The sequence below is a fragment of the Streptococcus shenyangsis genome (genome assembly GCF_006385785.1).
Classification (GTDB): domain Bacteria; phylum Bacillota; class Bacilli; order Lactobacillales; family Streptococcaceae; genus Streptococcus; species Streptococcus shenyangsis.
Map to the genome: position 1 here is coordinate 46,351 of NZ_VFSH01000005.1, position 22,495 is coordinate 68,845.

Sequence of the window (22,495 nt, forward strand, 5' to 3'; positions counted from 1 at the left end):
TCAAAAACACTGCCAGATTTCTAGCAGTGCTTTGAATTTCATTTATCTTAGTAAATTGTTCTTTCAGTTTCTACATCGAAGAAATGTGCTTTGTTCAAGTCAAATCCAAGTTCAACTGTTGCACCTGTTTGCAAGTAGTCACGAGCATCAACTTTGGCAACAAATTCATCTTTACCAACTTGGCAGTAAAGGTGAGATTCTGAACCAAGCAATTCTGATACAGAGATAGTAGCTTTTACAACTGATTCTGGGAATGTTTCAAGGAAAGCAGGTTCTGCATTCACATCTTCTGGACGAATACCGAAAATCAATTCTTTACCTTCATAGCCTTTTTCACGAAGTACTTTCAAAGCGCCTTCTGGAACTTTCAAACGGAAACCGTCTGAAATAATTTCGCTACCAACCAATTTCACATTGATGAAGTTCATTGCTGGACTTCCGATGAATCCTGCAACGAATTTGTTAACTGGGTTTTTGTAAACTTCTTGAGGAGAACCGATTTGTTCTACACGTCCGATAGTACCTGTACCAGCAGGGTTCTTAGTTGCTGACATGATAACGATACGATCTGCAAGTGTCATCGCTTCTGTTTGGTCGTGAGTTACGTAGATAGTTGTAGCCCCGATACGACGGTGAATTTTAGCGATTTCAGCACGCATTGATACACGAAGTTTGGCATCCAAGTTTGACAAAGGCTCGTCCATCAAGAATACTTTTGCGTCACGGACGATCGCACGACCCATGGCAACACGTTGACGTTGACCACCTGAAAGGTCAGCAGGTTTACGTTCCAAGAATTCTTTCAATCCAAGGATTTCAGCTGCTTCTTGCACACGTTTGTCGATGTCTTCTTTGCTGTATTTACGCAATTTCAAACCGAAAGCCATGTTGTCATAAACAGTCATGTGTGGGTAAAGAGCGTAGTTTTGGAATACCATGGCGATGTCACGGTCTTTTGGAGCTACGTCGTTGACAACCACGCCATCGATAGATGCAGTACCTTCTGTGATGTCTTCAAGACCAGCAATCATACGAAGAGTTGTTGATTTACCACATCCTGAAGGACCTACGAAAACGATAAACTCTTTGTCTTTGATGTCCAAGTTGAAGTCTTCAACTGAGTAGTGTTCGCTGTTTGGATATTTTTTGTAAATATTTTTAAGATTCAATTCTACCATGAGGTGAACTCCTTTTGTCTTTTGATAGTTTTATTATAGATGAAAACGCTTTACATTTCTATGGCAAGGTGACCAAAAAAATAAAAAAGTTCTGTGCAACTTGCACAAAACTTTAGAGAATATCTGGTAAAATCAATTGATAACACAAGGTCAGGTCAGTCAATTCCTTCAACTGTAGCCCTGTCAATTCTTCCCACTTATCAATCTTGTATTGGAGAGAATTGCGGTGCAGATAGAGTTGCTGGGCTGTTTTAGTGAGAACAGCACTATTTTCCCAAAGAGAGAGAATGATTTCCTGAATCTGATCTTGATCCAAAATCATCTGGTGTAGACATTCCTTGATTGCCTTCAAGTCCACGAGTCTTTCTCCCATACTCCAAAGATAGAGCTGAGAAAAAGTATGAACACCTTGATGACCCTGACGCCACCAAGTCTTAAACAAATCGCGCTCCGCTTTGATTAAGTCTGATAGGGCTTGATGGCCTGTCTGAGACCAAACCTGACCCAACATGATAGAGAGACGAAGTCCAAAGTCATACTCAACCGCTTCAATCGTATCAGATAAGATTGAACGTACAGAGGTGTACTTATCTTGTTGGAGAACAAAAATGTAATCCTGCGCTCCCACCTGAATCACCGTCTGACAGTTGGGAAAAAGAGTCCGCATCATATCTAGCCAAGACGTCAAATTCTCCTGTTGGAAATAGGAAAGATGACAATAAACCAACTGAATCTTTTTGAAAGCTTGCGGTGCTTGCCCCTTCCCCTCAATCAGATAGGGATACCAAGGATTGAGCGAACTAGATTGCTCCTGCTGGGTCAAAAGAGCAACCAACTGCTTTTCACGCTCGCTGAGCCCAGATTTCTCCAGCAAAAGCCACTGCTGAGAAGCCAAAGGGAGCGTGAGATAGCCCTCTTTCTCTACTGGTTGGTCTGAAATCCGAGCCTCAGGAAACCAGTCTTGTAGTTCTTTTGCCATCATCTCCTAGCCCTCCACTTTTCGGATGCACCACGAAATCAAGCTCTCAAGACGCTCCATATTTTCAGTCATATGGAGATAGCCCATCACGGCTTCAAAACCTGTGGACATACGGTAAGTCACCACATCAGCATTTTTGGCCTTGGTGTGGCTATTGGTATTGCGACCACGCTTGTAGATTTCTTCTTCTTTTTCCATCAAGACTTGCTCCTCCAACATGAGGGAAATCAGGCGAGCCTGAGCCTTGGCTGACACATACTTGGTTGCTTCTTGATGGAGTTTATTGGGTTTGGTCATACCTTTGAGGATGAGGTGGCGGCGAATATACATAGAATACACCGCGTCCCCCTCAAAAGCTAACGCAATCCCGTTAATGAGATTGACATCAATCACATGTCCACCTCACTCCATCTTTGGTGTCAAGGAGCTTAATACCTTGAGCAGCCAATTGGTCACGGATCTGGTCCGCTGTCGCAAAGTCACGATTGGCACGCGCTTCTTGGCGTTTTTGGATCAAGTCTTCAATCTCTGCATCCAAAACTTCCTCAATAAAGACAATTCCAAAGACTTCCAACATATCCGCAAGAACTTCCTTAACCGCTGCATCATAGTTGCCAGAGTTGATCCACTTGGCCATTTCAAAGACTACTGTAATACCGTTGGCAGAGTTGAAATCCTCATCCATTGCTGCTACAAACTTATCTTTAAAGGCTTGCAACTCTTGCGCATCTACAGTTCCAGTAAATGGTTGCTCGTAAGTATTCTTCAGATACTTGAGATTAGTCTCTGCATCCCGCACTGCCTTTTCTGTAAAATTGATTGGCTTACGGTAGTGTTGAGTCGCAAAGAAGAAACGAAGCACTTGTCCATCAAGAGTTTTGAGAGCATCGTGCACTGTGATAAAGTTACCCAAGGACTTGGACATCTTGACATTGTCGATATTGACAAAGCCATTGTGCATCCAGTAGTTGGCAAAGGTCTTACCTGTTTTGGCTTCTGACTGGGCAATTTCATTGGTATGATGAGGAAACTCCAGATCGGCTCCACCACCGTGGATATCAATGGTGTCGCCCAAAATCTCTGTCGACATGACTGAACACTCGATGTGCCAGCCCGGACGACCAGGTCCCCAAGGACTATCCCAAGAAATCTCGCCTGGCTTGGCAGCTTTCCAGAGGGCAAAGTCTACAGGATTTTCCTTACGAGCCGTTTCTTCATCGGTACGACCTGAAGCACCCAGCTCCAAATCTTCCAAGGTTTTATTGGCCAACTTGGCATAGTTGTGGGATTTTTCCACACGGAAATAGACATCCCCTTGACTCTCGTAGGCAAAGCCTTTTTCAATCAACTCTTCCACAAAGCGGATAATGTCATCCATAAACTCCACCACACGCGGATGGCGAGTCGCAGGTTTGACGCCCAAGGCCGTCACATCCTCACGAAAGGCAGCGATGTACTTGTCCGCAACCTCCTGAGGCGTGATACCTTCTTCCTTGGCACGGTTGATAATCTTATCATCCACATCCGTAAAATTGGAAATATAGGCAACGTCATAACCACGATATTCAAAGTAGCGACGAATGGTATCAAAAGCCACCGTCGAACGGGCATTCCCCACGTGAATATAGTTGTACACCGTTGGCCCACAAACATACATCTTAACCTTACCATCCTCAATCGGGACAAACTCTCGCAAATCACGAGACATGGTATCGTAAATTTTAATCATGCGGTCCACTCCCTTCTCTATTTCTGACTTTTTCGGCTGAAAACCAGCTCTGCAAAAGGACCAAATTGTCTGAGGCTATCCAGTTGGTAAAAGCGCTGCCCTTCCTCTTGGGTAAAGAGGGGAACCCCCTTTCCTAGGATAAGGGGCGCTATCTGAATAATGAGGTGATCGAAAAGATCCGCATCCAAGAGCGGTCCTACTATGGAATTACCACCAATCACAAAGACATTTTTGCCTTTGTCAATCTGGTGAACAAAGTCCACCACATCCCCAGCTACTGGCTGGTAATTGCTGACAGGCAGGTGCCTATCATGCGTAAAGACATAGTTTTCCGTAGCTTGATAAAAACTTTCTACATCTTGCAAATCTTGGATTTCCTCAAAGGTCCGCTTGCCCATGATGGTGATATCCATTTGCCTGTAAAAGTCATCATAGCCTGTATCCTCTACAGAACCAAGCTGATGCAACCAGTCTATCCTGTGCTGGCTGTCTGCCAAGTAGCCATCCATGGTGACACAGCCGTAAAAATATACTGCCATTCTTGTAGTTTCCTTTCTAGTTCTGCTTCGCCTTCACTTAGCGGGATAGACCCAGATGATTATACCTAAGCTAATCAAAGTATTCAGCAAAATCCTTGCTGGACAAGAAAAATAAGCCAGACAATAGCAATACCAATCTGCAGCAGAAAGGTTCATTCTTAAACATTCAAGCGCCTCTCCTGTCTACTTCCGGCTCAAGGTGTCATAGATTTTAATCATAAAATAATAGTCAAAAAAACTAAAATCCGAGAACAGTTAGTTTCATCACTAAGAGTTCAATTGAATTTCAGTCCGAATATCTCTACACTTCGGAATCCCTTGCTCCTTTATCATTCAGATAAACCACCTGGGTCTGTTTGACAAAGCCAATTTTTTCATACAAACGTTTGGCACCTACATTGCTATCCTCCACGGCAATCTGAAATTCCTTCTCATTTTGCTCAATTAGTTGGTTGACAAGGGATTTTGCTAAATAGCTTCCATAGCCTTTCCCACGTTCAAGTTCAGATATTGCTAAACCGTAGAAGTAATTCGTATTAGTCGATAAATCAACCGTGCAAGTCCCAATAACCTGACCATTTTTTAATAAAATATATAGGCGACTTTCTGGATCTTTCAGAGCTTCAGCGACATATCTATCCACAATCTCTCTAGACTCATGTTCCTCTGAGAAAGCCTGAAATTTTAACTGACTAATTTGATCCTGATAGGAACGATCTGCTAACAAAACTTCAAGATTGGAAACAGTTGCTAACGGATAAGGTCTTCTATCCTTACCTAACCAGGTTTCTGTCTCTTCATCCTCGACCAGTCCCCAGTTGTTGACAAAATCAGGATGGCGCTTTAGAAAAACACGCTCTGTCTGAAAAGTGACTGAACAAATAGAGAAAGAAGCCGTTTCTTTCTCAAAACTAGTAAGCAATGCACGCGCAATTCCCTGACGACGATGATCTGGATGAACCAGTATCGTCACTTCCACATCTTGGTCATCAGCATAAACAGTTAATAGACCAACAAGTTCGCCTTTTTCATAATAAAGGAAAAAGGCGGGCATGTTTGGGTCAAAATTAAGCATGTTAGAGAGATAGGGATCACGATAGGTACCGTCATAGTTTTGGCAACAGTTAATTAGTTTTTTCGCCTCAGATAACTCCTCTTGGCTTAACTTGTTTCTTGCTTGAATCATATAGCCATCCTCTACAAACCAGACGATCTGTGACTGGCATCTTTAGCCTGCTCGAGTTTATTGACGTAGTACTCTCGTTTTTCTTCAACTTCATGAATCGTTGGCTCATCCTTCTGTCCATGAACTCGGACGATCTTAGCAGGAATTCCGACCACTGTCACATCACTTGGAACATCTGCAACAACTACTGCTGCTGCACCGACCTTGGCATTTTCACCGATTTCAACGGGTCCAATGACTTGGGCATGAGCTGATATCAAGGCTCCCTTTCGAACGGTAGGATGGCGTTTTCCACAGTCTTTCCCTGTTCCCCCAAGAGTCACCCCATGATAGAGGAGAACTCCCGTCTCAACGATAGCTGTCTCTCCAATCACCAAGCCAGAACCATGGTCGATAAAGACACCTGAATCAATCTGGGCACCTGGATGAATCTCAATTTGAGTCCAGAAGCGCCAAAACTGACTGTGCATACGAGCCAGTAGTTTGAAGCCATGCTTCCAGAGAAAATGCGAGAGACGGTGGGCCGCCAAGGCCTTGACACCTGGATAAGTCAGCAAAACCTCCAAAGTGGTGCGGGCCGCTGGATCATTTTCTTTTACGATATCAATGGTTTCGCGCCACCATCCCATACATTTCTCCTTTTCTTATTCTGAATCTTTTGGTGTTTCTGTAAATTCTTTCTTAGGTTTGTGATCCTTGTGATGACGTGGGCGGTGAGATCTCTCAGACTTTTCGCCTTTTTCATCACGTTCAGGTTTTGGAGGACGAGGAAGAAGAGCTTTCATAGAAGCATCCACACGTCCTTTTTCATCAATCTTGATAACCTTAACATCAACTTCATCCCCGATTGCTACCAAGTCTTCGACATTATTGGTACGCGTCCAAGCCATCTCAGAGATATGAACAAGGGCATCTGTCTTATCAAAGAGGTTAACAAAGGCACCAAATTTCTCGATACGAACGACTTTAGCACGGTAAACTTCATCTACTTTGGCTTCACGGACCAAACCAGCAATAATTTCTTTAGCACGGTTAATAGCATCTTGGTCGCTAGAGTAAATAGACACATTTCCTTCTTCGTCGATATCAATCTTAACACCTGTTTCAGCGATAATCTTGTCGATGGTTTCTCCACCCTTACCGATGACAATCTTGATCTTATCCACATCAATCTTGATGGTATCAATTTTCGGTGCAGTTGGAGCCAATTCTGGACGAACTTCTGGAATGGTTGCTTCAATCACATCAAGGATTTCAAAACGCGCTTTCTTGGCTTGGGCAAGAGCCTCAGTCAAGATTTCTGCAGTAATCCCTTGGATTTTGATATCCATTTGAAGGGCTGTAATCCCGTCACGAGTACCTGCAACCTTAAAGTCCATATCTCCAAAGTGATCTTCCAAACCTTGGATATCTGTCAAGACTGTATAGTTGTTTCCATCTGAAATCAGACCCATGGCAATACCAGCTACTGGAGCCTTGATTGGCACACCACCAGCCATAAGGGCAAGAGTTCCAGCACAGATAGAGGCTTGAGAAGAAGAACCGTTTGATTCTAAGACCTCCGCTACAAGTCGGATCGCATATGGGAATTCTTCCAAGCTTGGCAAAACTTGAGCAAGAGCACGCTCACCAAGAGCACCGTGACCAATTTCACGACGACCTGGCGCACCGTAACGACCAGTTTCCCCTACAGAGTATTGAGGGAAGTTATAGTGGTGCATAAAGCGTTTCTTGTACTCTGGATCCAAACCATCAATGATTTGAGTTTCACCCATCGGAGCCAAGGTCAAGACTGAAAGGGCCTGAGTTTGCCCACGAGTGAAGAGACCAGAACCGTGTACACGAGGAAGGAAGTCAACAACCGCATCCAAAGGACGGATTTCATCAACCTTACGACCGTCAGGACGCACCTTATCTTCTGTAATCAAGCGGCGCATTTCTGCGTGTTCCATTTGTTCCAGGATTTCAGCCACATCACGCATGATACGGTCAAATTCTTCGTGGTCTGCATATTTTTCTTCGTAAACAGCAGTCACTTGGTCTTTCACTGCTTGAGTTGCAGCTTCACGAGCCAATTTTTCTTCTACTTGAACTGCCTTTTGGAGGTCACTGTTGTAGGCTGCGATAATTTCAGCTTGCAAGTCAGCGTCTACATGAAGCAATTCCACTTCTGCTTTTTCTTTACCGACAGCAGCAACGATTTCTTCTTGGAAGGCGATCAATTCTTTAACTGCTTCGTGCCCTTTAAGGAGAGCTTCCAGCATGATTTCTTCTGACAATTCTTTAGCACCAGACTCAACCATGTTGATGGCGTGCTTGGTACCAGCTACTGTCAATTCAAGAAGCGATTGCTCTGCTTGTTCTTGCGTAGGGTTGATGATGATTTGACCATCCACATAGCCCACTTGCACCCCAGCGATTGGTCCGTCAAATGGAATATCTGAAATAGAAAGCGCTAAGGATGAACCAAACATAGCTGCCATTGGTGCAGAAGCATTTTCATCATAAGAAAGAACGGTGTTGATGACTTGGACTTCGTTACGGAAACCTTCCGCAAACATGGGACGGATTGGACGGTCAATCAAACGCGCTGTCAAAGTCGCATCTGTTGAAGGACGTCCTTCACGCTTCATAAAGCCACCAGGAAATTTCCCAGCCGCATACATTTTTTCTTCGTAGTTGACTTGAAGAGGGAAGAAATCCCCAGTTGCCATCTTTTTAGACATAACGGCCGCAGTCAAGACAGTTGACTCATCGTAACGCACGACAACAGAGCCGTTTGCTTGCTTGGCAACCTGACCAGTCTCTACAATTAACTCACGACCCGCAAAAGTCGTTTGAAACACTTGTTTTGTCATTTTAATCCCCTTTGGATTGATAATATTATACGTCTTGCCTACAAAAATCAAGATACTAAGCCGTTAAGCAACTCAAAGGAAAATAGGAAATCGGACGACGGAGCGACTACTCCTAGGCAGATTTATCTTTTTCCACAGAGTTGTAGGCGTGTTCAATTACTCAAGATACAAATCATTAGAAAGTTTTGATACTAAAGTATCTAAACCTTTCACGCTAATTGCTATCAGGCGATTAGCTAAATGCTTTACTAACTCTCTCGTCAAATAACGTCGATTTGACTCGTTCGTTCGCTCAAACTAAATACTGAAAAGAACAAATTATGAAAAAATTTCTGTCATAAAATTGAGAATCGACAAAGCCTTTGAAATTTTAATACCCTCATCTTTGTATCAAGTACGTACAGAGTCTATTTTATCATATTTTTCTTAAAAAGTGCGGTCTTTACCATTAAAAAGGAACCATTCCCCTCACCTGAGAAGAATGGTTTGCTTTTTATTATCCTAGAGACTGATGATTAAACAAGGCATGTGTTGCTTGGTGGATGTATTTTGCTGTTTCAGCATTGTTCATAGTGTAGAGATGCACACCTGCAACATCCTGAGTTACCAAGTCCACGATTTGGTCCACTGCATAGGCAAGTCCTGCTGCTCTGAGCGACTCAGGGTCATGCTCATACTTGTCTAAGATGGCTTTAAATTTGCGTGGAAGATGGATATTCTCACAAGTCTTCAAGAGACGGAGAGCCTGATTTCGATTCAGAATTGGCATAATCCCTGCATGAATGGGAACATCAATCCCAGCCAAGATGCACTTGTCTTGGAAATCATAGAAGCGCTCATTGTCAAAGAAAAGCTGAGTTACGAGGCTCGAACAGCCTGCATCTACTTTCTTCTTGAGATTTTGAATATCTGAAATCTGATTTGGTGAATCTGGATGCCCTTCTGGATAGCAAGCGCCAATAATATCAAAGTGAGGGGCTTGTTCCTTGATGAACTCAATCAAGTCGGTTGCGTATCGGAAATCTTTCTGTGGCTCTACATCTGGAATGATATCCCCACGAAGAGCCAAGATTTTCTGCACCCCAACCTTGTCCAAGTCAGCAATGGTTTCAGCAACCTTGTCCTTGGTCAAATAGATGGCTGGCAAGTGAGCAATAGTCGGAATCGCCAAGTCATTTTGGATAAAGTCGGCCAAACGGACCGTCGTTTCCTTGATATTAAATTTATTATTGCTGGCAGTCACACTGATAAAGTGGGGAGCCAACTCCTGCATATCTTGAAGAGCAGAAATAATGTTATCATTACCCACTGCTGGGTTTGGAGGGAACACTTCAAATGAGAGTGACGGTGTTTGGCGTGACATAGTCATTATCCTTTTCTAGTTGATTTTTTTAGTTAGCTGGACTCTTAGAATCCGAGTGAAACAGGCAGATTGACCAAACAGTGCTTCTAGAGAAATCTTGTCTTACAATTTCTCACGCGCAGCTTTAGCTGCTTCAACAAGGCGGATCAAGCTTTCTTTTGTTTCTGGAATACCACGTGTTTTCAAACCACAGTCAGGGTTGATCCAAACTTTCTTGCTTGGCACTTTAGCAAGGATAGCTTCGATTGTGTGGTCGATTTCGCCTTCATTTGGCACACGAGGTGAGTGGATATCGTAAACCCCAGGTCCCACTTCGGTTTGGAAGTTTTTCGCTTTGAGTTCGTCCAAGATTTCAAGATTTGAACGGCTTGCCTCAAATGAGATAACGTCCGCATCCATGTTGTCGATAGCTGGGATGATATCTGTAAATTCTGAGTAACACATGTGAGTGTGGATTTGTGTGTCTGGCGCTACTGTTGAGTGTACCAAGCGGAAGGCAGGAATAGCCCAGTCAAGGTAGTCTTCGTACCAGTCGCTACGACGGAGTGGCAATTTTTCACGAAGAGCAGCCTCGTCGATTTGGATGATTTTCACACCAGCAGCTTCAAGGTCAAGCACTTCGTCCTTGATAGCAAGGGCAATTTGAAGAGTAGAATCCTTGATAGAGATGTCTTCACGTGGGAATGACCAGTTGAGGATGGTAACAGGTCCAGTCAACATACCTTTAACAGGTTTGTTTGTACGGCTTTGTGCATAGCTAGACCATTTAACAGTGATTGGGTTTAGACGAGTTACATCACCCCAGATGATTGGTGGTTTCACCCCACGCATACCGTATGATTGTACCCAACCATTTTTAGAGAAGAGGTAACCTGACAAGTTTTGACCGAAGTACTCAACCATGTCATTACGTTCAAATTCACCGTGAACAAGGACATCAAAGTCAATATCTTCTTGCCATTTGATCCATTCATCGATCGTTTCAGCAAGGAAAGCGTCGTACTCTTCTTGAGACAATTCACCTTTACGGTAAGCCAAACGTTTGGCACGAACTTCTTTAGTTTGAGGGAATGAACCGATAGTTGTTGTTGGAAGAGCTGGAAGTTTGAAAGCTTCTTCTTGGATAGCTTCACGTTCTGCAAATGCTGGCAAACGAGTGTAGTCTGCGTCTTTCAAACCAGCGATGCGCGCACGAAGTTCCGCATTTTCACCCACACGCTCAGTCGCAAAGAGTTCTTTGTTAGCTGCAAGAGCTTCTGCTCCTTGACCATTGCGGATAGCATCCAAATCACGAATCTCATCCAATTTTTCAACTGCAAAGGCAAAGTGGTTCAAGATTGCTGGTTCAAATTCTTCGTTAGCAGTTGTAAATGGCACATGAAGAAGTGAGCATGAGCTAGTCAAAACGATGTTTTCAGCTGGGATTTGCTCAAGAACAGCCAAGCTCTTTTCGTAGTTGTTACGCCAGATGTTTTTACCATTAACAATACCTGCGTAGAGAGTCTTGTCAGCTGGGAAGCCACCTTTAACAAGTTCAAGAGTTTTCTTACCTTCAACGAAGTCAAGACCAATCGCATCTACTGGCAAGTTTACAAGGTCAGAGTAAACGTCACGAACGTCACCAAAGTAAGTTTGAAGCAAGACTTCAAGACCTTTTTTGTCAGCCAAAAGTTTGTTGTAGAGGTTCAAGAAGAGAGCTTTTTCTTCGGCTGTCAAATCTTTTACAAGAGCAGCTTCGTCGAGTTGGATACGAGTCGCACCAAGTTCAGCTAATTTAGCAAAAACTTCTTGGTAAGCAGCAACTAAGCTGTTTACGAAGTCTTCTGCTTTCACGCCTTCTTCAAAATCTGACAATTGAAGGAAAGTGAATGGACCTACAAGAACTGGGCGAGTGTTCAATCCAAGTTCTTTGGCTTCTCGGAACTCATCGAAGATTTTGTGACCAGCCAATTTTACTTGAGTGTCTTTTTCAAACTTAGGAACGATGTAGTGGTAGTTGGTGTTGAACCATTTCTTCATTGGAAGGGCGCGAACGTCCCCTTTTTCTCCTTGGTAACCACGTCCCAAAGCGAAGTAACGCTCAAGATCAGACAAGTCCAAATTTTGAACTGAAGCAGGTACCACGTTGAAAAGGAAGGCTGCATCTAGGAAGTTGTCATAGTGAGAAAAGTCATTTGATGGGATTTCAGTGATGCCTTTTTCTTTTACAATGTTCCAGTGTTTAGCACGCAAGTCTTTTGCTGCTGCCAAGAGTTCTTCTTCTGAGATTTCTTTTCTAAAGTATTTTTCAGTTGTAAATTTTAATTCGCGGAATTCGCCCAAACGAGGGAAACCGATGATTGTAGTTGACATGATGTGTCCTCCAAAATTTGTTGTTGAAACTATCTTAACAGAAAAGAAATCATCTGTATAATTGTAAAAAATTAGGATTTGATATAGTTTGAAACTATATCTCCGTTTTAGACAAAAGAAAAAGACTTGAGACAAATGCCTCAAATCCTTTGTGTAGCTTGTTTTTTAACTATATTTCAGTTAGACTGGTCAAACACGTTATTAGTAATTCTTATAAGTGACTATGGCTTGTTATTAGAAAAGACTATATGTTGATTCCCTTCTCTCGGAGATTAGCTAAACACTCCTCATAGTAGGCAACGTCATGTTCGCTGTATATAGGACTAGTCAACTTTTCCTCTGCTAAGTCTTGATAAGAAGGGCAAGTCTTACCGCGGTAGTTCTTGTCCAGCCACTCTGAACTGACATTATAGCCACGGTCAGCCATTTCCTTCATGATCAAGCGATGATAGGCATAGAGACGATAGGGCGAGTGAGTAAAGACATAGTCCACCGTTGCATGCTTTCTGCCCCAGCCATTGCCACGCAGGGCACAACACTCTCGATGCTGTCCCAAAAGTTGAGGACGAGGAAGCTGTGAAATCAAAGCCTCATGCCAAAGTCTCATGGGAGTCTCCTTTCAATAATGTCGAATGTTGTAAGTAGGTATTGGGGTAGCGATCAAGCAACTCTCTCGTCTTAGCAATCACATCTTCCTTAGAAGCCTGACCAAATCGGTAGCGATCCAGCAAGATCATATAGTCCTCACGCTCAGCATCTGTCGCTTTCTTTTTAAAATAGCCCCAAATATGCTGAAAGGCATTGCAAACCTGACCCCTGTGTTCTGGGATTTGACAGGCACGGTCAATCATCTCTTGAACCATACTCACCTCCACCACTTCTTGCTTGAGATACTGGCGGATCTCATTGTAAATGTTGCTAGAATGACTCAAAACAAGGTATTTGTTTCTAGCCCAGAGTTGCTGGCAAAGGGCACGTTGGTTGTTATTTTCCATATTTCTCCTTACTTTCTACTAGTTCCCCGGAAATATGGAAACAAAGTTGTATCTTAAAAATGAGCGAATAAAGAGGGGGGGTTGTAGAGCCTGATTTTTCTAATAAATCTTAGTCAAGAATCCTTAGATACCTGAATAAGTCTCTACTAACAACTGAATCTTACGCAAAACTTCTTGCTTTTTCCGTTCACGTGCTCCCTGTCTACGAGAAGTGGGTGGAATAATAGAATCTAAATCAGTCCCACTGTTTTCAGCATAGCCTCGTTGAATTGATTTATCAATGAATAATTGGTAATCAGCTACAAGTTTCTCAGACTCAGCTAGATCATGGATTGCGATTTTCTTGCGCTCCTTGCCATATTCATAGAAAGCATTGATAATCCCATCATGGTCTTTCAATTTTTGCAAATCAGTGTCATTGATAAAGCCGATAACCAACTCTTCTTTAGCACGAATATCGATACTAGAACGAATCACACGACTAACTTCTGCTTTCATTGCTTCTTTGGACTCAGAATTCTTCGATTTTTCAACAATCAATGCAAGAATGTAGTCCAGATTAATCTCATCTGTTTTTAAGAGTTCAATTTCAAATTCAACATCTGAAAGATCAACATCCAAGTCCTTGGTCTTTTCATAATTTTTAAGGTTCAAAAATTCATCTCGAATTTCCACATAAGTGCTTCTTAAATCCTGAAGATAACCTTCTGAAATAGGTTTGTTGATTTCTTGAAATTCGTCATAATTTCGAAGAACATTATCAAGCTTCAACAACTCACCAAATAACTTAACAAACTCCTTCTTATCATGCTCTGTTTCAATTTCTTGCGGATTCGGGAATCTTTCCAGAATTTCCTGACAAACCGCAGTATAGCCTTTGACCTCTATACCCGTTACTTGATCCACGAAACCATCCATATATTCACTAAAACTTTTTTCTAAGATGATTTCAAGCTTATTGGTATCTCCAAAAGTCTTAATAGCTTCTTGCGTAGCCTTTTCTAAATCACGGAAACAAACAATATTCCCAAAAGGTTTAACCTTGTTAAAAATCCGATTGGTTCTCGAGAAGGCTTGAATCAAACCATGATAACGTAGATTTTTATCGACAAAGAGTGTATTCATAGTCGGCGCATCAAATCCCGTTAAGAACATACCGACCACAATCAGCAAATCCACTTCCTTAGATTTAACGCGTTTGGAAAGGTCACGATAGTAATTTTGAAACTCCTTCCCATCAGCTGAGAAGTTGGTCTTAAACATGTGATTATAATCATCAATCGCTCTAGAAAGAAACTCTTTAGAAGTTAGAGGCATGGCTGTATCTTGAGGTTCTAGCTCTTCATCTTGAATTTCTCCATAAGCTGACTGTTCTTCGTTAGGTGCAAAGCTAAAGATAGTCGCAACTTTCAAACGCTTAGCCTCTGGTAAAGCTGCTTGCTGTCGTTGGAGTTCTTCATAGTATAATTTTGCTGCTTCAATACTTTGTACAGCCAGCATAGCATTAAATCCAGACAATTGTTTTTGTTTATGAGTATAGTGTTGATTTCGGTGTGTTTTTGTATTATACACACGAAGTAAGTATTCTGTGATGGTTGCTATCCGTTCTGGATGTAAAAGTAGCTCCTTCTCCATCTTTTTGAATTTCTTCTCTTCAATCTCTCGGCCAACTGCTTTTTCAGCTTCTCTATACTTATTGATTTCAGGCTTGATATAGTTGTAATCAACCTTGAACTTCAAGACTTTTTTATCTCGAATAGCATCCGTGATAACGTAGTTATGAAGTTGCTCCCCAAAAACTTCTTGAGTTGTTTCTCCCGTTAAACTATTTTCTGGGAAAATTGGTGTCCCTGTAAATCCAAATAGGGCGTACTGTTTAAAAGCCTTCTTAATGCGCTTTTGAGCCTTTCCAAACTGAGAACGATGACACTCATCAAAAATCAAGACACATTTCTTAGCATAGACTTCATGATTAGGATTTGCAGTGATAAACTTATTTAACTTTTGAATAGTTGTGACAACGATTCGATCATCATTTTCTTCGATACTGCGTTGTAGTTCTTTTGTATTGTTACTACCATTGACTGAATTTGGTTGGAATTTTTGATATTCCTTCATAGTTTGATAGTCTAAGTCTTTTCTATCTACAACGAATATCACTTTGTCAATATAGTCCAACTCTGTCGCTAAGCGTGCAGTCTTAAAGCTGGTCAAGGTTTTCCCTGACCCTGTCGTATGCCAGATATAGCCACAAGCATTGATTGTTCCAAAATTCTTCATCTCATTAGAGGAATGAATTTTTCTCAAAATACTCTCGGTAGCTGCTATCTGATAAGGGCGCATGATGAGCAAGGTATTATCCACATCAAAAACACAATACTTGGTCAAAACTTCCAAGAGGACACGCTTGCTTAAGAAAGTAACAGTAAAATCTTCCAATTCGTGAATAGTCTTATTTTTACGGTCTGCCCACTCACAGGTAAACTCATAGTGATTTTTATTCTGAGCTGTTGTATTTGCAAAGTAGCGTGTATAAGTGCCATTCGAAATCACAAAAATCTGAACATACTTATACAAAGAATTTTCGCTGTTAAAGCTTTCCTTACTATAACGGTGAACCTGATTAAAGGCTTCTTGTAGACTAACTCCCCGCTTCTTCAATTCAATCTGAACTAGCGGAAGACCATTGACTAAAATGGTCACATCATAACGGTTGGTATGGCTCCCCACTTGTGTCACTTGGTTGATGACCTGCATGCTGTTGTTGTGAATATTTTTCTTGTCGAGTATGAAAATATTTTTAATCCGTCCGTCATCAAAGACAAAATCATAGATATGATTTTCTTGGATTTTTCGTGTCTTTTCAACCGAACCTTCATTGGAACAGTCTAAATACTCGACTACAAAACGTTGCCATTCAGCATCCGTAAACGTAACCTTATTAAGCTTTTCAATTTGGACCTTTGCATTCGCTAAAAGCTCCGCAGGTGTATGGATATCCAATCGTTCATAATTGAGACCATTGACTAAATCCATAAGCAATTGTCTTTCCAAATCTGCCTCAGACTTAAATTCTCTATCTGTGCGATACTCTGGTTGATACTCAGCCAAGAGAATCCCTTCATTTGTTTCCACAATTACTTCATGTACTTTTGAATAATCAACCATAGTATGCTTCCTTTTATTGTATTAATTGAGATTCTTTCTCAAAATGATTCAAAAATTTATCTAGTGAAGTTTAATAATTGTTCTCTCCAGTATTCATACTGTTTTTGTCTTAGTTCGATTTCTTTTGGAAGACCTTCAGAAAGAGAGTTGGTTAGGGTGTTAAAATTGTCAAGAATGGAGACGATTCTTTTTTGTTCTGTAATGGATGGCAATATAAACTTATATTGCATAATAGCTTTCTTATCTCCTCGGGGCATCTTAGAACCTTTTGAATATTGCACATTATAATAAAAGAATCGATCATCTGACAAAATATAATATAAATATTTATTTTCCATACAAGGGGTAATAGAATTTTGAATTGTCAAGACATCTCCACTTGTCCCACCAACTTGATTAGAAAACCAAATTTTTTTGAGATAAGGTCTGATATTACCAATCAATATATCACCCTGATTATAGGTTGTAACACTTCCTTGATCAGGTAAAAATGTAGCAACTGCTTTCCCTTTTCTATCTTGCAACAAATTATCAACTCCAACATAAGTTTCAGGAGTTAAATCTGTCACACTAATCCTCTTTTGACTATATTCTGCAACTGCTCCCACCTTCACTCGAATTGGTCCAAATACCCACTGTAAAAGTTTGATAATAGCGGAGTTGTCCCACTCCTCTACTCTACTCTACTCTACTCTACTCTACTCTCAGTGTACTCGCCTTCGGCGACGAATGTCAAGAGTTTTTCTCTAAAATATTCATACTGTTTTTGACGAAGTTCAATCTCCTTAGGTAGTCCGATGTTGAGGTCATTACAAACCGTATCAAAGTTGTCTAAAACTTGAACAATACGGGACTGTATTTCAAGAGATGGAACTGGGATTTTCAATGATTTAATCATACTCATATTTATATCCCCACGTGCACCTTGTTTCAAACTCAATATCTGCCTATTTTGATTAACCAACCAATAATACAAATACTTATAATTTACTATTCTTTCATCAACACTAATACTACAACAATGTTGATTAGTTGTTAAAGGAATACTATTCATCGCAACTCTACCAGCAGTTGCTCCTGAAATTGCAATAATTATGCTATTTGGCAGTATCCATTTTAAACCTGTTTCTTCAACAGCTTTCTCAGTAACATATTTTTCTGTAGTTGTTATTGTATTAAATTTTACTTCATTTGTTCTAAGCCAAGGAATAGTACCTTTAAGATAATAATCTTCGCATGATTTTTTAGGCGTTACTCCAGTAACAATCTTAACAGAAATATCTTGAATAGTCTTCCACTCAACCTGATAAACCTCATCCTCAAAAGATAAGAGTTTATCTCGATAATAAGAATATTGCTTTTTACGTGAGGTCAATTCTGTAACATAATCAGTAAATTTGTCAAGTGTTTGCACGATTTTCTCTTGAATTTTTAGAGGAGGGATGGGGATTTTAACTTTATCAAGAATAGCTTGAGTCAAACTAGGTCTTGTTGGATTAGTTGCCATTTCTTCCAATTTGACAGTTGTTAAATAATAATAAAAATACTTTGGAATAATCTGATTTTCATCAATCTCAGTATAGTAAATGGTATCAACATTCCAGAAAGCTTTTTCTATATAGAACAAGTTAGAAATAGAACCTTTCCTAGGAATTAAAACTGTTGGTTTGTCATAAGAATAATCTGAGACAAATTCTCCCATTTCTCCACCACTTCCATATACTGGTACTTCCCCACTTGGAAGAGTTTTCCAATCCTTTCCATTCTTCAATATAGCAACATCTTTAAGTACTTTCCACTCAACGGGACAGTTCTGGATTTCTTCTAGGATGTTCATCACTTACCTCCTTCCTTGGCTAGATTTTCAATACTTTTGATTTCTTTGAGGTAATCTTTTTCAACTTGACTAAGGGTCTTGGCTTGGTAGCTCTTATATTCCTTATCCACCTTATGCTTCATCTGTTCACGAGAGATAGAACCACTGTTAGCTAGCAAGTCTTCCCCAGTAGCCTGAAGGATACGATCTACGTGAGCCACCCAGTCAGCCATGGTCATGATTTCTTCTCGCTCTGCCTGTCTTTCAGCAAAGTCTAGATATCCTGATACAAGCTGATTAAGTCCACGGAGTTCTTTTTCTGTCAGGTAGTTCTTGGCAACTTTTGCTTCGGATAAAGTAGGAAGGTCTCCCTTAAAAGTAGTCAAGCCCATAAACTCCTTTTCACTATCAACACGATTGTAGATGAGTTCGCTCGCAGTATTGTGGTGAATAGCATAATGCATCTTGTTTTGAACTGTCGCAAAGAATTTCTTTGCCTCTGGTGAATTTGCATTGTAGTCGCTTGATGTAGCAAAGAGATCCAAGACCTGACGGTAAAAGACTTTTTCACTTGAGCGGATATCTCGGATTCTTTCAAGAAGTTCTTTAAAGTAAGAGCCTCCACCCAAGTTTTTCAAGAGCTCATCATCCATGGCAAAGCCCTTAATCAGATACTCTTTCAAGACTGTCGAAGCATAGAGTCTGAACTGAATGCCACGAGGAGATCGAACTCGATAACCAATCGCCAAAATCATATCGAGATTATAGTAGGCGACATTTCGCTGAACACTTCTATTCCCCTCATTTTGAACTGTCAACTTATAGTTGACAGTTGCCTCTTCCGATAATTCTCCATCTTCAAAAATAGCCTTGATATGTTTACTAATATTTTGCTTGGAAGTTTGAAAGAGCTCAGCTAGTTCTTGTTGGGTCAGCCAGACCGTTCCATTATTCAAGTGAAGTTCAATAGCGGACTCGCCGTCATCTGTCCTATAGAGAATCACATCATTTACCATAGCTCAATTCCTCTACAATCTTGTCTATCTCTGTACGCAAGTGGTCAATCTTGGCTACAGTTTCTGAAATTTCTTGATTGAGCACATCAATATCAATCTTCTCACGTGTATCTTCTTGTTCGACATAGGTTGAAACAGATAAGTTATAATCCTGCTCTGAACCAATCACATCATTATCAACGAGAGCCGCTTTATAGTCTACGCTTTGACAATTAGTAAACAATTCAATAATGTGCTCAATATTGTCATCCGTCAAGACATTGTTATTGGTCTCTTTTTTGAATTCTTTACTTGCATCAATAAAGAGTGTTTTATTTTCAACTTTATTCTTCGCTAGAACTAAAATCGTGGTCGCAATAGAAGTTCCAAAGAAGAGATTGTCTGGAAGGGAAATAACCGCTTCAACAAAGTTGTTATCTACTAGATACTGACGAATAGTCTTTTCAGCTCCTCCACGATAGAAAATTCCTGGAAAACATACAATAGCTGCTCGACCTTTATTGGACAAGTGATTGAGACTATGCATGATAAATGCAAAGTCAGCTTTTGACTTAGGAGCTAGCTTACCAGCTGGCGCAAAGCGGTCATCATTTATTAGAGTTGGATCTCCATCTCCCACCCATTTGACAGAATACGGAGGGTTAGAAACGATAGCATCAAATGGCTTTTCTTCTAAATGCTGAGGATTTAAAAGGGTATCTCCTCGCTTAATATCAAAGTTATTGTAGTTGATATTGTGCAAGAACATATTCATACGAGCCAAGTTGTAGTTGGTCATATTGATTTCCTGACCAAAGAAACCATCCTCTAAGATATGGTCTTCATATTGTTTTTTCATTTGAAGAAGGAGAGAGCCTGAACCACATGTTGGGTCATAGACCTTGTTAATCTTGTCCTTGCCGACCATCACTAGACGAGCTAATAGTTTAGAGACTGTCTGAGGTGTGAAAAATTCACCCCCACTTTTTCCTGCATTACTTGCATAGTTGGAAATCAAGAACTCATAAGCATCCCCAAAGGCATCGATGTCATTTTTCTCAAAGTTACCAAAGTTAATGCTATTGATACCATTTAGAATGTCAGAAAGTCGTTTATTTTTTTCTGGAACAGTTCCACCAAGGATATTGCTTCGTGTATCCAAGTTATCAAACAAACCTTTGATATCATCCTCTGATTTGAAGCCAATCGCTGATTTCTCAATAGCTTGGAAAATATTGGCCAAGTCTTCGTTTAAATTTTCATTTTTCGAGGCATTCTTGACTACATTTTCAAATAGTTGACTCGGAAGGATAAAGAATCCCTTATCCTCAACTGTCCCTGGTTTAAAATCTTGCTCAGCTTCTTGGTCACTCAATTCAGCATAACGGAATTCTAAATCCCCAGCCTCATGCTCAGCGCGGTCAAAATAATCAGCCATATGCTCTGAAATAAAGCGATAGAATAGGATTCCTAAAATGTATTGTTTAAAATCCCAACCATCTACAGCTCCACGAACATCGTCCGCAATCGCCCAAATCTTACGATGCAGTTCCTTGCGTTCTGCATTTTCTTTACTTGCCATTTTCACTTCCCTTATTAAATAAATGTATTATCTCTTTTATTTTATCATATTTTAAGAAAACCCACTCGAAGCGAGAAGAGCGAGTGGGATAGAAATGTTTTTAGATTAAGATTTTACAATTTTATTCTATAAATTCAACTATTTTTTGATTTTATTAAGATAGTAGAACATTTTTCATACCATCCTTATCATCACTCTTTATAAATACAAGATTTCGTTTTCCTGTTAACTCTACCAATTTTGCTTTACCAAGAATGATTGCAAGATTCTTAATAATCGAACGTTTAGCAGGCTCATCAAAATAAGTAAAAACAAATCGATAAATATATTTTCCATTCTCTGCTAATTCAAAACATTTTTGAAATATTTCCTTATCCAAAGGATCAACCGAGTGACCAAAAACAATAATATTCTTTGAATTTGGAAGTTGACCACCGAATGCATCACCTATATCATAGAAAGTTCGTTTAAAAAATTCTTCAAATTTATTTCCAGTTTCCTTAACAACTCTTTGGTAATATTTCTGATAAGGAATTAAATCACTGTTGACATCATTTTCTTTGTCCTCAATTCCAAAGACCATAGTATTGATTCGACTGAAGGGTCTATCTAAATCAATTCGGCCATGTATGAAATGAGTTCTCTCCTCATAAGTCCCAAATAAATATCCTGATGTATTAGTATAATTAAAGTTTAAAACAGAGGAATTTGACAAATCAGATATTGCATCTAGAGCTGTTGAACTTGCTTCAATCCTTCGAATATCAAAATCTAAATACGACAGATAAATTTCTAATAGTTCTGTTAATAAATTTAACTGTTCGATAAAAATGTAATTTAATTTATTCAATACCAAATCTCTATCCAAAAACTTCCATTCATAGTGACTGTAGAGTGGAGCGAATACCTCTGCAATAAAGTATTTTGCGCTGAAATTAGTTTCATTTTTCAAACTATCTCTACTTTTTCTAACTGGATGTATATCTGATAAATCATATAGTAATTTCATATTCTCTTTAAAATACATTATTGCATCCGCTAGTTGGGAGATCATGATTTCAAGATTAGACCAATTATCTCCAAGAGTATCTTTGTTTTCGTTGATAAATTTCAAATATAAATTATCTTTGTATTTCTCAATACTAATATTTTTAGCTTTTAGAAACTCCAGTAACTCATCATCTGGATTAGAAAATAATTGTTTTTCAAACTCAATAAAATCGGTATACCTTGTATCTCGGTTCATCGCACGATCAAACCCGTTGCCCAATATTAAAATTGTATCTGCCATAAAATTTCCTCTTATCTATTATAATTGGATTATCTTTTACACTTTTTTATCACTTCCACTATAACAGAAACATATATTTTTTCAGTCTTTTTCTCTAACATTATACCACGAAACCACAAAAATCCCCTTAGAATTCCGCTTCTAAGGGGTTGTCTTTATCCTGCTGCTTGGCCTGGTTCTTATGGTTTGGTCTTTTTATCTTTCTTGCTACTAGTGATGAGACGGCGCTTGCTATCTCTGATGCTATTGAGTTCCTTGAGGAGTTGAGTCAAGTGCTCCTTTTCAGGATAGGCTTCTGCACTGGCTACAGTATAGCACATAAAGAGGTCGTAGATGCTGGTTAGTTCGGTGCGGACTTGTCTAGTCTTGCCGACTTCCTTGGTAAACTTATGCGCACGCACCTGACTTTCCACTTGGTCATATTCCTCTTGAGCATTGACCACCACCGTCAGCAGTAGAATACT

At 40.2% G+C, this 22,495-nt stretch carries 18 protein-coding genes and 1 pseudogene; all 19 read right to left on the bottom strand.

The window, feature by feature from the left end:
• Positions 1-47 precede the first annotated feature (47 nt).
• Positions 48-1,178, bottom strand: a complete 1,131-nt coding sequence (locus FJR77_RS05010) for an ABC transporter ATP-binding protein (protein ID WP_000229946.1) — start codon at positions 1,176-1,178, stop codon at positions 48-50.
• Between the two features lie 112 nt (positions 1,179-1,290).
• Entirely contained in the window at positions 1,291-2,160 is an 870-nt protein-coding gene (locus FJR77_RS05015) for a helix-turn-helix domain-containing protein (RefSeq protein WP_140833512.1), read from the bottom strand.
• A 3-nt stretch (positions 2,161-2,163) separates the two neighbouring features.
• Positions 2,164-2,550 (bottom strand): Mini-ribonuclease 3, encoded by a 387-nt coding sequence (locus FJR77_RS05020; RefSeq protein WP_140833513.1) that lies wholly within the window; start codon positions 2,548-2,550, stop codon positions 2,164-2,166.
• Positions 2,543-3,886 (bottom strand): cysteine--tRNA ligase, encoded by a 1,344-nt coding sequence (gene cysS, locus FJR77_RS05025; RefSeq protein WP_140833514.1) that lies wholly within the window; start codon positions 3,884-3,886, stop codon positions 2,543-2,545. Before cysS ends, FJR77_RS05020 begins: the two co-directional genes overlap by 8 nt.
• Before the next feature lie 17 nt (positions 3,887-3,903).
• A complete protein-coding gene (locus FJR77_RS05030) occupies positions 3,904-4,425 on the bottom strand; it encodes a dihydrofolate reductase family protein (protein WP_140833516.1) in 522 nt (173 codons plus the stop codon).
• Between the two features lie 301 nt (positions 4,426-4,726).
• On the bottom strand, positions 4,727-5,611 hold the full coding sequence (locus FJR77_RS05035) for a GNAT family N-acetyltransferase (protein WP_140833517.1): 885 nt from the start codon (positions 5,609-5,611) through the stop codon (positions 4,727-4,729).
• Between the two features lie 11 nt (positions 5,612-5,622).
• Positions 5,623-6,240 (bottom strand): serine O-acetyltransferase, encoded by a 618-nt coding sequence (gene cysE, locus FJR77_RS05040; protein WP_125431673.1) that lies wholly within the window; start codon positions 6,238-6,240, stop codon positions 5,623-5,625.
• Between the two features lie 15 nt (positions 6,241-6,255).
• Positions 6,256-8,469: a polyribonucleotide nucleotidyltransferase gene (gene pnp, locus FJR77_RS05045; RefSeq protein ID WP_140833519.1), complete on the bottom strand. Its 2,214-nt coding sequence runs from the start codon at positions 8,467-8,469 to the stop codon at positions 6,256-6,258.
• 496 nt (positions 8,470-8,965) lie between these two features.
• Positions 8,966-9,832 (bottom strand): methylenetetrahydrofolate reductase [NAD(P)H], encoded by an 867-nt coding sequence (metF, locus tag FJR77_RS05055; protein ID WP_049524662.1) that lies wholly within the window; start codon positions 9,830-9,832, stop codon positions 8,966-8,968.
• A 102-nt stretch (positions 9,833-9,934) separates the two neighbouring features.
• The gene (metE, locus tag FJR77_RS05060; RefSeq protein ID WP_140833521.1) at positions 9,935-12,184 is read right to left on the bottom strand and encodes a 5-methyltetrahydropteroyltriglutamate--homocysteine S-methyltransferase; all 2,250 of its coding nucleotides are present in this window, start codon (positions 12,182-12,184) and stop codon (positions 9,935-9,937) included.
• Between the two features lie 244 nt (positions 12,185-12,428).
• The gene (locus FJR77_RS05065; RefSeq protein ID WP_140833523.1) at positions 12,429-12,791 is read right to left on the bottom strand and encodes a TIGR02328 family protein; all 363 of its coding nucleotides are present in this window, start codon (positions 12,789-12,791) and stop codon (positions 12,429-12,431) included.
• On the bottom strand, positions 12,775-13,179 hold the full coding sequence (locus tag FJR77_RS05070; protein WP_140833524.1) for a YbgA family protein: 405 nt from the start codon (positions 13,177-13,179) through the stop codon (positions 12,775-12,777). The genes FJR77_RS05065 and FJR77_RS05070 overlap by 17 nt, the downstream gene beginning before the upstream one ends.
• Positions 13,180-13,302: 123 nt before the next feature.
• Positions 13,303-16,347, bottom strand: a complete 3,045-nt coding sequence (locus FJR77_RS05075) for a type I restriction endonuclease subunit R (RefSeq protein ID WP_140833527.1) — start codon at positions 16,345-16,347, stop codon at positions 13,303-13,305.
• A gap of 56 nt (positions 16,348-16,403) precedes the next feature.
• Positions 16,404-16,916, bottom strand: coding sequence for a restriction endonuclease subunit S (locus FJR77_RS05080; protein WP_231840204.1), 513 nt, complete (start codon positions 16,914-16,916; stop codon positions 16,404-16,406).
• 119 nt (positions 16,917-17,035) lie between these two features.
• Complete coding sequence (locus tag FJR77_RS05085; protein WP_140860063.1) at positions 17,036-18,184, bottom strand: restriction endonuclease subunit S; 1,149 nt, start codon at positions 18,182-18,184, stop codon at positions 17,036-17,038.
• Entirely contained in the window at positions 18,184-19,179 is a 996-nt protein-coding gene (locus tag FJR77_RS05090; protein ID WP_140833529.1) for a virulence RhuM family protein, read from the bottom strand. The genes FJR77_RS05085 and FJR77_RS05090 overlap by 1 nt, the downstream gene beginning before the upstream one ends.
• A complete protein-coding gene (locus tag FJR77_RS05095; protein WP_140833531.1) occupies positions 19,169-20,740 on the bottom strand; it encodes a type I restriction-modification system subunit M in 1,572 nt (523 codons plus the stop codon). Before FJR77_RS05095 ends, FJR77_RS05090 begins: the two co-directional genes overlap by 11 nt.
• A 154-nt stretch (positions 20,741-20,894) precedes the next feature.
• Entirely contained in the window at positions 20,895-22,031 is a 1,137-nt protein-coding gene (locus tag FJR77_RS05100; protein WP_140833533.1) for an AbiH family protein, read from the bottom strand.
• A 179-nt stretch (positions 22,032-22,210) separates the two neighbouring features.
• A pseudogene (locus FJR77_RS05105) lies at positions 22,211-22,486 on the bottom strand (DUF6261 family protein); the annotation flags it as partial.
• Positions 22,487-22,495 lie beyond the last annotated feature (9 nt).

Bases quoted from the DNA above. Each gene is read 5' to 3' on its own strand.
- FJR77_RS05035 (WP_140833517.1), bottom strand. From the start codon at position 5,611: ATGATTCAAGCAAGAAACAAGTTAAGCCAAGAGGAGTTATCTGAGGCG.
- metE (WP_140833521.1), bottom strand. From the start codon at position 12,184: ATGTCAACTACAATCATCGGTTTCCCTCGTTTGGGCGAATTCCGCGAA.
- pnp (WP_140833519.1), bottom strand. From the start codon at position 8,469: ATGACAAAACAAGTGTTTCAAACGACTTTTGCGGGTCGTGAGTTAATT.
- cysE (WP_125431673.1), bottom strand. From the start codon at position 6,240: ATGGGATGGTGGCGCGAAACCATTGATATCGTAAAAGAAAATGATCCA.
- FJR77_RS05100 (WP_140833533.1), bottom strand. From the start codon at position 22,031: ATGGCAGATACAATTTTAATATTGGGCAACGGGTTTGATCGTGCGATG.
- metF (WP_049524662.1), bottom strand. From the start codon at position 9,832: ATGTCACGCCAAACACCGTCACTCTCATTTGAAGTGTTCCCTCCAAAC.
- FJR77_RS05015 (WP_140833512.1), bottom strand. From the start codon at position 2,160: ATGATGGCAAAAGAACTACAAGACTGGTTTCCTGAGGCTCGGATTTCA.
- FJR77_RS05090 (WP_140833529.1), bottom strand. From the start codon at position 19,179: ATGGTAAATGATGTGATTCTCTATAGGACAGATGACGGCGAGTCCGCT.
- FJR77_RS05075 (WP_140833527.1), bottom strand. From the start codon at position 16,347: ATGGTTGATTATTCAAAAGTACATGAAGTAATTGTGGAAACAAATGAA.
- cysS (WP_140833514.1), bottom strand. From the start codon at position 3,886: ATGATTAAAATTTACGATACCATGTCTCGTGATTTGCGAGAGTTTGTC.
- FJR77_RS05010 (WP_000229946.1), bottom strand. From the start codon at position 1,178: ATGGTAGAATTGAATCTTAAAAATATTTACAAAAAATATCCAAACAGC.
- FJR77_RS05065 (WP_140833523.1), bottom strand. From the start codon at position 12,791: ATGAGACTTTGGCATGAGGCTTTGATTTCACAGCTTCCTCGTCCTCAA.
- FJR77_RS05070 (WP_140833524.1), bottom strand. From the start codon at position 13,179: ATGGAAAATAACAACCAACGTGCCCTTTGCCAGCAACTCTGGGCTAGA.
- FJR77_RS05095 (WP_140833531.1), bottom strand. From the start codon at position 20,740: ATGGCAAGTAAAGAAAATGCAGAACGCAAGGAACTGCATCGTAAGATT.
- FJR77_RS05030 (WP_140833516.1), bottom strand. From the start codon at position 4,425: ATGGCAGTATATTTTTACGGCTGTGTCACCATGGATGGCTACTTGGCA.
- FJR77_RS05085 (WP_140860063.1), bottom strand. From the start codon at position 18,184: ATGAACATCCTAGAAGAAATCCAGAACTGTCCCGTTGAGTGGAAAGTA.